This window comes from Uliginosibacterium sp. TH139 (assembly GCF_002855595.1).
GTDB lineage: Bacteria > Pseudomonadota > Gammaproteobacteria > Burkholderiales > Rhodocyclaceae > Uliginosibacterium > Uliginosibacterium aquaticum.
This window is the reverse complement of record NZ_PKRR01000015.1, coordinates 1-8,564: the sequence shown is the minus strand read 5'-3', so window position 1 is coordinate 8,564 and position 8,564 is coordinate 1. Positions and strand designations below refer to the sequence as shown.

At 50.6% G+C, this 8,564-nt stretch carries 10 protein-coding genes; all 10 read right to left on the bottom strand.

The window, feature by feature from the left end; genetic code table 11:
• Positions 1–182: 182 nt before the first annotated feature.
• Complete coding sequence (locus C0V76_RS19760) at positions 183–884, bottom strand: hypothetical protein (RefSeq protein WP_143707485.1); 702 nt, start codon at positions 882–884, stop codon at positions 183–185.
• A 175-nt stretch (positions 885–1,059) separates the two neighbouring features.
• Complete coding sequence (locus C0V76_RS19990) at positions 1,060–1,392, bottom strand: hypothetical protein (protein ID WP_158239301.1); 333 nt, start codon at positions 1,390–1,392, stop codon at positions 1,060–1,062.
• A gap of 142 nt (positions 1,393–1,534) precedes the next feature.
• Positions 1,535–1,996, bottom strand: coding sequence for a hypothetical protein (locus tag C0V76_RS19280; RefSeq protein WP_143707484.1), 462 nt, complete (start codon positions 1,994–1,996; stop codon positions 1,535–1,537).
• A 97-nt stretch (positions 1,997–2,093) separates the two neighbouring features.
• Positions 2,094–2,504 (bottom strand): hypothetical protein, encoded by a 411-nt coding sequence (locus C0V76_RS19275; RefSeq protein WP_101944544.1) that lies wholly within the window; start codon positions 2,502–2,504, stop codon positions 2,094–2,096.
• A 93-nt stretch (positions 2,505–2,597) separates the two neighbouring features.
• Positions 2,598–2,933: a hypothetical protein gene (locus C0V76_RS19755; protein ID WP_143707483.1), complete on the bottom strand. Its 336-nt coding sequence runs from the start codon at positions 2,931–2,933 to the stop codon at positions 2,598–2,600.
• 1,000 nt (positions 2,934–3,933) lie between these two features.
• On the bottom strand, positions 3,934–4,347 hold the full coding sequence (locus tag C0V76_RS19265) for a hypothetical protein (RefSeq protein WP_101944543.1): 414 nt from the start codon (positions 4,345–4,347) through the stop codon (positions 3,934–3,936).
• Between the two features lie 1,923 nt (positions 4,348–6,270).
• Entirely contained in the window at positions 6,271–6,882 is a 612-nt protein-coding gene (locus tag C0V76_RS19255) for a CPBP family intramembrane glutamic endopeptidase (RefSeq protein ID WP_101944541.1), read from the bottom strand.
• Positions 6,883–6,978: 96 nt separating this feature from the next.
• Entirely contained in the window at positions 6,979–7,506 is a 528-nt protein-coding gene (locus tag C0V76_RS19250; RefSeq protein WP_143707482.1) for a hypothetical protein, read from the bottom strand.
• Between the two features lie 132 nt (positions 7,507–7,638).
• Positions 7,639–7,965: a hypothetical protein gene (locus tag C0V76_RS19750; protein ID WP_143707481.1), complete on the bottom strand. Its 327-nt coding sequence runs from the start codon at positions 7,963–7,965 to the stop codon at positions 7,639–7,641.
• Positions 7,966–8,121: 156 nt separating this feature from the next.
• Positions 8,122–8,364, bottom strand: coding sequence for a hypothetical protein (locus tag C0V76_RS19745; RefSeq protein WP_143707480.1), 243 nt, complete (start codon positions 8,362–8,364; stop codon positions 8,122–8,124).
• Positions 8,365–8,564 lie beyond the last annotated feature (200 nt).

Sequence of the window (8,564 nt, the reverse complement as noted above, 5' to 3'; positions counted from 1 at the left end):
GAGTCGCTTACCCAGGACAAAGACGCTCCTTTGCCAAGAAAGCGGCGAGCAGTAAGCAGGAGCAACCTCCATTCTTGGTCGGACATGAGCACCTAACGTTTGACGTGAGGGGCCGCCGTAGCGGCGAAGCCGCGAAGGGAACCCACAAGCGCAGCTTGCGGACGTCCCTCTCGACGAAATGGTTAGGCTCGATTGTCATTTAAAGCCTCTATACGCATAGAAATATCTGCAGCAAAATCATCTGCGCTTCTATTGAGACCGGCCAAATTTATCTCTTCCGCTGCCCCAGAGATGCTTAGATGAATTATTAATAAATCAGGCTCGCAAGAATCAGGCTCGTATGAAATCGGGGTCGGGTCTTTTGGCGGCACAAATAAGTCATTAATGTCAGACAGGTGGATTGTCTTTCTACTTCTTTTCGGCCTAAATATTTTTATTTCATTTCTTGTAAGCTCTATGGATGTTCGACAGTTAATCATCGCACACCCCCCTAAAACCCCAGGAAGGAATGTTAAAAAAACAATTAAATATATCTCGGGTGTTGGTGCATCGGCGAGTGACAAGCCAATCATTTCTGGATAAAACAAAATATATGCAAGTATTGCAGTTATAACTGGGCCACCTATTGCACCATCCAAAGGACGCCTTATTTTTATAGTTTTATTAATATCCTTGTGATCTCGAGTCGGCATTTCTCTCGACTCTCGTATTCTTTTGCTGGACAGCATGAAGATTAATCTAAACAGAAAAAATACTATCAAAAAAATAATTGATAACTTTCCAATATCAATGATTGGAAATATTTCATGGATTACGTAAGCCACAGAAATGGACAGAAAAACAACAGCACCTCCTTGCAGGAAGGAAAGTTTATTATGTTTCATTGTTTGAATTCGTGGTATGCACTTGGCCTGGCCTAACGTTTGACGTGAGGGGCCGCCGTAGCGGCGAAGCCGCGAAGGGAACCCACAAGCGCAGCTTGTGGGCGGTCCCTCTCGACGGAATGGTTAGAGCGCGGGCCGCACTTATTGACGTGAAACACAACCGCCTGACTTGCCTTCATGAGAATCGCCCGAGCCGTGAAACTGCCCCACTGAACCAGCTGCCTTCTATCGGTCGTGCACGAAAACCGCAAAACATAAATGATTGATCCGGCTCACCCTGCCAGCCACTGCGATAAACCTCAATCCATGCCTCGCAAGCAGTGATTTCAGACGGGGAATCGTGGGCATACAAAATCACTTTTGCACCGATAAGCGCATTAAGTAGAACGACTTGCTCTCGATGAAACGAGTAAAAGCAGTTGTCGTTCGGTTCATCGCTTAGGCCGACAGCGTTGAAATCGCACTCAATACGCTGTAGATCTGGGGCAAGAAAGCCGTCTTGTGGCATGACGATTTATGCGCTCTAACGTGGAAGTGAGGGGCAGCCGGAGCGCGTAGCGCGGAGGGAACCAACAAGCGCAGCTTGTTGGCTGTCCCTCTCGACTGTAGTGTTAGAGCGGACGCCCATCGCACCAGCCAGTATTTGAAGACTACGAGCTTTGCTCATCTTCATGCTCAATTTTCTGTGCCAAATGCTTCTCTCTGAAAAATGTTGCACAAGCAAAAATCGTTAGAATGATGCTGAGTAACCATATCGCACCTCCAAGCCCAACCGAAAGAACTTGGCCTGCCGCAATGTCTCGGCTTGAGTCAAAACCTAAACTCTTTACATTCATAAAATCAAGGGACAAGACTAGAGCGGCGATTGAAAGATACAAGCACAAGGTCGGCTTGTTTTTCATTCCAAAGAAGCAAAAAATTATCAACGGATTGGCGAGCCACGCATAGATATGATTTCCGATACCTATCCATCCGATTAACAGAAGCCCGATACCTGGCATTCCAAGCGCGGACTCTCGCGTAACGTATGACGGCAACACCATCGAAACGACGTAAATCGCAATAGCGAGATTTCGACGGGAGGTAGCACTTGAGGTTGCCCGTTTTGGCATCGATAAGCTCTAACGTGGAAGTGAGGGGCAGCCGGAGTGCGAAGCACGGAGGGTACCAACAAGCGCAGCTTGTTGGCTGTCCCTCTCGACTGAAGAGTTAGAGAGCACGATTGCGCTCCTCGATCTGCTTTTTTGCAGGCTCACGAACAAAAGCCTCTTTATCTTCAACTAAAAGTGCAAGTGCCTCTGAACTGCACTTCTTGTTATTTGCGACCCGACCGCGAACCGAAGCATCTGGATCGCAAGCGAGCTTTTCAAAAAGAACTGGAGTGAGCTTTCTCTTTTCAGCAACTGCACTTCGTACTTGCGAGTTGTCATCGTTACTTAGGTATTCAAGAACCGAGATCGGAACCGTCTTGTTGTGGGCAACCCACTGTCGAAGATCTGGGAAATTTTCTATCATCTCAAGCCAAACACGCTCCGCCGCTTCTTCATTGGCAGCGCGTCCGTACTCCGACGGATCATCGCTCTTACGCAACCTTGCAAATTCTTCTGCGGAGACAATCACGGCTTTGCTCTCTAACGTGGAAGTGAGGGGCAGCCGGAGCGAAGCGCAGGGAACCAAAAGCGCAGCTTTTGGCTGTCCCTCTCGACTGCAGGGTTAGAGGTCTTCATCGTCATACTCTTTGGCGTCTTGAGCGATGACTGAATTGAGATGCTCAACCGTCTTGACGCGAGACCAGGCCGGAAACTTTTCCGGAATTTGATCTGGTTTTCCTTGCCACGTAAGGTGAATGAGTGCGAAAGATCCATCATTCATTTGAGCCACTACATCGTCACCAGAGGTGCTGCGGCCGATCACTTTTGGCGCTTCACTGAATAGCGGATGAGATATAGAGAGCTCTTGATCCAACGCATCTTGTAAAGACCGCGCTTCATCATTTAGCGAAGCGTCGTATACCGCTCTCCAAGGACGCTGCCAGAGAATGTCGGCCATGCTGACCTCTAACGTTTGACGTGAGGGGCCGCCGTAGCGGCGAAGCCGCGAAGGGAACCCACAAGCACAGCTTGTGGGCGGTCCCTCTCGACGGAATAGTTAGAGCGGCGGTGATCAGTGCTCACAAAGTGCATATGTATTTTTAACTCTTCCGCTTTCGGTGGCAATTTTGCAACGGCAAGCTGCTGGGCCTATCACGCTTACAACGGTACCTCCCACCTCGTGACGTACTGATTTCTCACCAAGTGAGTTGAACGCCGATATCGCTTCATCAACACTGCTGCTAGCAGCTATGCTTTCGCAGACGCCCCTATGGGGCTACAAATTATTCGCCTCTCGGGGCATTTGGTCTATTGGAAACGTTGTGTAATTCAGTTCCCATTATTCTTCGCTCTTCATCCCAGCACGCATACAGATGAAGCAAGCCTGGATTTTCGTTTTCGTTTAGATGGAACGAATACGTATCGAGGAAGAGTTGCTCCAAGTACTTAGCTATTCGGTTCTCACACTCAAAGAAGGACACACCAAAGAGCTCGTTATCTGGCAGCTTGGATTTTGCATGGCTGAGTAGTCTTGTTAACGCATCGCCTTTCCCTGCGTAAATCCCTAGCATTGAGTAGATCCGGTGCTCGTAGCAGTAGTCTTCCTGGACCCAAATGTGGTAGATGCCAACCTTGCCTTTCAATCCGTAGAGGAAGTCCCTCAAGGTAAGACTTTCATTCGGATCATTGAACTCGTCGAGCTGGAACGATGTACAGAAGGAACTGCGATTTACGATATCGTCAGCACTAATCGGTAGAGCCAGTTCTGCGCGGCAAACCGAATCGAATGCTGAATAGCCGTCTCGTGGGCAGGAGCATGAACTGTCAAGGAACTGTGGCATCGCACACTTTCGCAGGATTCAAAAGCCTAACGTTTGACGTGAGGGGCCGCCGTAGCGGCGAAGCCGCGAAGGGAACCCACAAGCGCAGCTTGTGGGCGGTCCCTCTCGACGGAATTGTTAGCGCGGGCACTCATTCTTGGATACCGAAAACCCGCAGGCTTTCAAAGCCCTTTGAACAAGTGGATGGCGCTCCATGGCGATGGCAGCCACACACGCGATGAAAAGAAAGATCTTCGCCGCCTGCCAAAGCATGGCAAGAGGGCTTGCATCAGATGCGTGGATAAGTAGATACGCACAAAAAACAATGAATGGAAGCGCTGAGATCACAACGAGTGATTTGAAAAAGCGCCTGGACATTGCGCTTGGATTTGTCGTGTGATCCGCGCCGAGGATGCTTGCAACAAAGAAAAACAACCAACCAAAGAATAAACCGCCTTCGGAAATACTCTTCGTTGCAATGAACTCAATGGAGATGAAGAACGCTCCAATTACGCAGCAAATTATTTGAAGTGCAATGGTTCTAGGTTTCATAGCGCTAACGTTGAAGGTAACCGGCACCGGAGCGCCAGCGAAGGGAACCCAAACTGCGAAGCAGGTTGGGTGTCCGGTTGACCGCACTGTTAGGTTTCGGCGAGTCAGCCATTGCAGCCGCGGACCTCGACATGCTCGGTGAGCCGCGGATTTGGGGTTTGATCTTCGTCACCACACGAGGAACGTGGAACGCACGCAAAGGCGACGACAACCGCAAGAGGCGGCACAAGCAAGAACTTCCACAACGACCGCAAGCGACTGACGAGAACTAGGTAGGCGGCAGGCAGCGGTGCAACCAAAGGGCCGACCCACGATAGTTGTGCAGCGTTAAGGCTTTGAGCAATGCCGATAGCACCGAACGAAACGGCGGGCGCAAGAACCAGCAATGCGCCTGCAAACGCAAGCCACCATTCCGCTCTGGTCTTCGGATGCCAAAGTGTCATTGAAACCTAACGTTTGAGGTGAGGGGCGCCGAGCGCAGCGAGGGAACCCAAAAGCGAAGCTTTTGGGCGTCCCGCTCGACTGATTAGTTAGGGCTTGCGGTTAAGAAACCGGACAGAAAACCCCGACCTTTCAAGCCTCAAGCGCAGGCACCCGGACTAAATTTCAACAGCCCGCCGTGACGGGCCACCGGTAAAACGGAACTGCGGAAATCAAAACCGCACGGAACAGCCTCGAATTTACCACCGGCCAAGCGCGGTGAACGCAGCTACACGCCTGGCATACGAAACAAACTGTTTGCGCAAAGAGCAGAAAACAACAAAGGCAAAAGCCGCACGACCGAACAAGGAGCTTTTGGCGAAAATCGGCACGGCCAACCTGAAACGCGCAAGCCCTCAACCAACAACCCAAACCAGCAAGCTCTAACGTTTGACGTGAGGGGCCGCCGCAGCGGCGAAGCCGCGGAGGGCACCAACAAGCGCAGCTTGTTGGCTGTCCCACTCGACTGTAGTGTTAGGCAGGGGTTTCATTGGTTTATTGCACTTCAACGTTGAGCCTATGCAGATACGCAGCCTCTTGGTCATCGCAGTTGGCGCTCGGCATAGTATGAATTGCTAAACAGCAAGGCCTGCTTCTCTGCTTCAGTTAATCGGAGGTCGGCGTCGGATTGTACGTTTCTGTACCTATGAGACATCCCGAGCAGAGCGATACGGTGGGTATCAGGAAGTAGAGCTACTGAGTCAATGAAGCAACCATCTATTCCCGGCCCGGTAATGGCTTGCCCTGTTGCGCGATCGAATGCATATTCAAACCCTCTGCACCAATCGAGACCATGAACTACACAGCCCTCGACCGCCGTAGCTAGACAGAGAATGCATTCTATGTCTTTGGCGGTAGCATGAAATATATCTCCAACCTGAAGATCCAATACTTTCCGCGCGGACTCAACCATGATCGTATCTGCTTAACGTTTGACGTGAGGGGCCGCCGAAGCGGCGAAGCCGCGAAGGGAACCCGCAAGCGCAGCTTGTGGGCGGTCCCTCTCGACGGAATGGTTAGGCTGCGGGTTAAACATTGACGCATTTATTTGCATACGCACTCCACCGGGCCTCTCCCTCCTGTTCCTGCCGTCTGCTCCCAACGGTAAATACTCTTCATCGCACCTTCTTTTCCAATAGCGGAACATTTATTAGTACAGGACTCTTGAGCACTCGGGAACAAACTCACGAAATATGCCAAAGATAAATTCATCGCAATGATGGCTGCAAAAACGAAAGCAACCATTGCCCACGGAGGAAGACGGAGCTTTTTAAAAATCCTTCGCATGTGGATCCGTAGGTGCACGTAGAAGACCAATTTGAATTTGCCGAAAAATTAGCGGCCTAACGTTTGACGTGAGGGGCCGCCGTAGCGGCGAAGCCGCGAAGGGAACCCACAAGCGCAGCTTGTGGGCGGTCCCTCTCGACGGAATGGTTAGATTTCTCACCAGCCAATTGACACATTAACAAAACCACCAATATTCCAAATTGAATGAAGAGCGACAGGAATTGATATTGATCTAGTTACGTAGAACGCGATACCGTAAAGACAACCTCCCAAAAATAGCGGAATAAAATGCAAGAAATCTCGCAGGTTGTGACAGGAGGCGAAGAACGCCGCAGAAATTGCAATTGCGATAACCGCAGACTTCATATTACGAAGAAGTGCCGTTAGAACAATCCCGCGAAACAACAACTCTTCATTAAGTGGAGCAACGATGCAGTGATCGACAAGACCTCTGGCGGTTATTGACAGAGTTGATTCGTGATTAACATTGAACACAAGGACTCTCAACACAACAGCTGTTAAGGCAATCGCGATCACAAATAGGATGGAGCACTTCGGTTTTGCAAGATCAATCGCTTTATCTAAAAACTCCTTGAGCCTCACCCCTTTTGCCGCCATCAACGCAATAAAAACAAACAGAAAAATCGCCCGAAGATATGCAAATACATAATCTCCGTAGATAAGTTGCAGTGCAATTAAATGTGCGCTTGCATACGACACAGTAAGAGCAAGCAGCAAGCTATCTGTCGAGTAATCAAATCGCCGCATGAAATCTAACGTTTGACGTGAGGGGCCGCCGGAGCGGCGAAGCCGCGAAGGGAACCTGCAAGCGCAGCTTGCAGGCGGTCCCTCTCGACGGAATGGTTAGCCCGCATGGCGCTCGATTCGAACGACGTTGGGCGATTGGGCATCCATAAACATATAGCAGCGCGCAAACAGCGCCTTTTTTCCAAAGTCATCAAACACGTTGTGGCCGAGCGGTGTAATTAAGACCTCGTAAGTCGCAAGTGCACGTTGGTGTTGCTTGTCAATTTCAGACCAGTGCTGCTCAACAACGTCAGAGAGCGCGAGACTTGCAACATCGTGGTTGTACTGAACCAGGATATTTCCATCTTTCATGTTCATTGGATTCATGTCTGGATGGGCATGAAAGACCTTGTGAAGTGATTCTTTGGCGTGTTTCTCGGCTTCGGCGTCACTAAGACCGTTTGGAAGTATTGCAAACGTGCCGAAACTGAAAACCGCAAAGTCGCGTGAGCCGTTGGTGTAGAGGCCTACGCGTTCGACAATGCGATCAAGGGGCTGCCGCATTTCAGGTTTCCAATCGGGCACCGGCGGAAACTGTTTCGGCGGTTCTGACGGAGGCGGATTCTTTTTGAAGAGACCAAACAAGGCTGAAATCTCCTGCGGGCTAACGTTTGACGTGAGGGGCCGCCGTAGCGGCGAAGCCGCGAAGGGAACCCACAAGCGCAGCTTGTGGGCGGTCCCTCTCGACGGAAGGGTTAGAGCGCAGGTGGTTCATATCTATACGTCGAATGCAGCTAAAGTGGCAGCCCTTGCCGCGCGCTCAAACCCGGCCTGACAAGATGATATTTCATTCCACTCAATCTTCTTGAGCAGCACCCCCGGCGAACGAAGATGTCCTTGAATCTCTTGCAGAGCACCTTCAATTGCAAGTCTCACAGCTTCTTCGTAGTTGTCACCACTTGGCCAGCTAGCCGTGGACTTGAATTCATACTGCTTTGAGCCTTCAAACTGAAGTGTGACGGCACCATGAATAAAACGCGGGCCAAAATGGCGCGAAAACTCAAAGCTGATTTCGACTTCCGCAATACTCTCTGTGCGTGTCATGAGTTGTGCGCTCTAACGTAGAGGTGAGGGGCGGCCGGAGCGAAGCGTAGGGAACCACAAGCGCAGCTTGTGGCCGTCCCTCTCGACTGGCGGGTTAGGCGATTTTGAATGCAGATCACTATAGTGAATCAAACGCCGTACTCCTGTGCCATATAATCAACCGCCCTTTTGCAAGGAATTACCAATATGCCACAGCACATCACAGTGCGTGCAGTATCTGAGCAAAGGTTGCCCACCTTCGCCCTCAGTTTCAATGCTCGGCTCTAGGGGGCCTTTGCAATCCGGGCAAAGTGGTTCCTTGGCAAACTTTTTTGATATCAAATTGCCTGAAACCCAAAGAATAATAAGTGAGCTTGCGCCAACAATGGCCTGCGAGAGCTGGTTGCGAATAAACACCATTGTTAGCACACCAGTAGTCAGCCAGAGTATCCCTCCGACAGGGACTATCAAATCCAACAGCGAAAATTTTTCTCGGAACGTCTTAACCCGCGGCATTGGTTTAGCCTAACGTTTGACGTGAGGGGCCGCCGTAGCGGCGAAGCCGCGAAGGGAACCCACAAGCGCAGCTTGTGGGCGGTCCCTCTCGACGGAATGGTTAG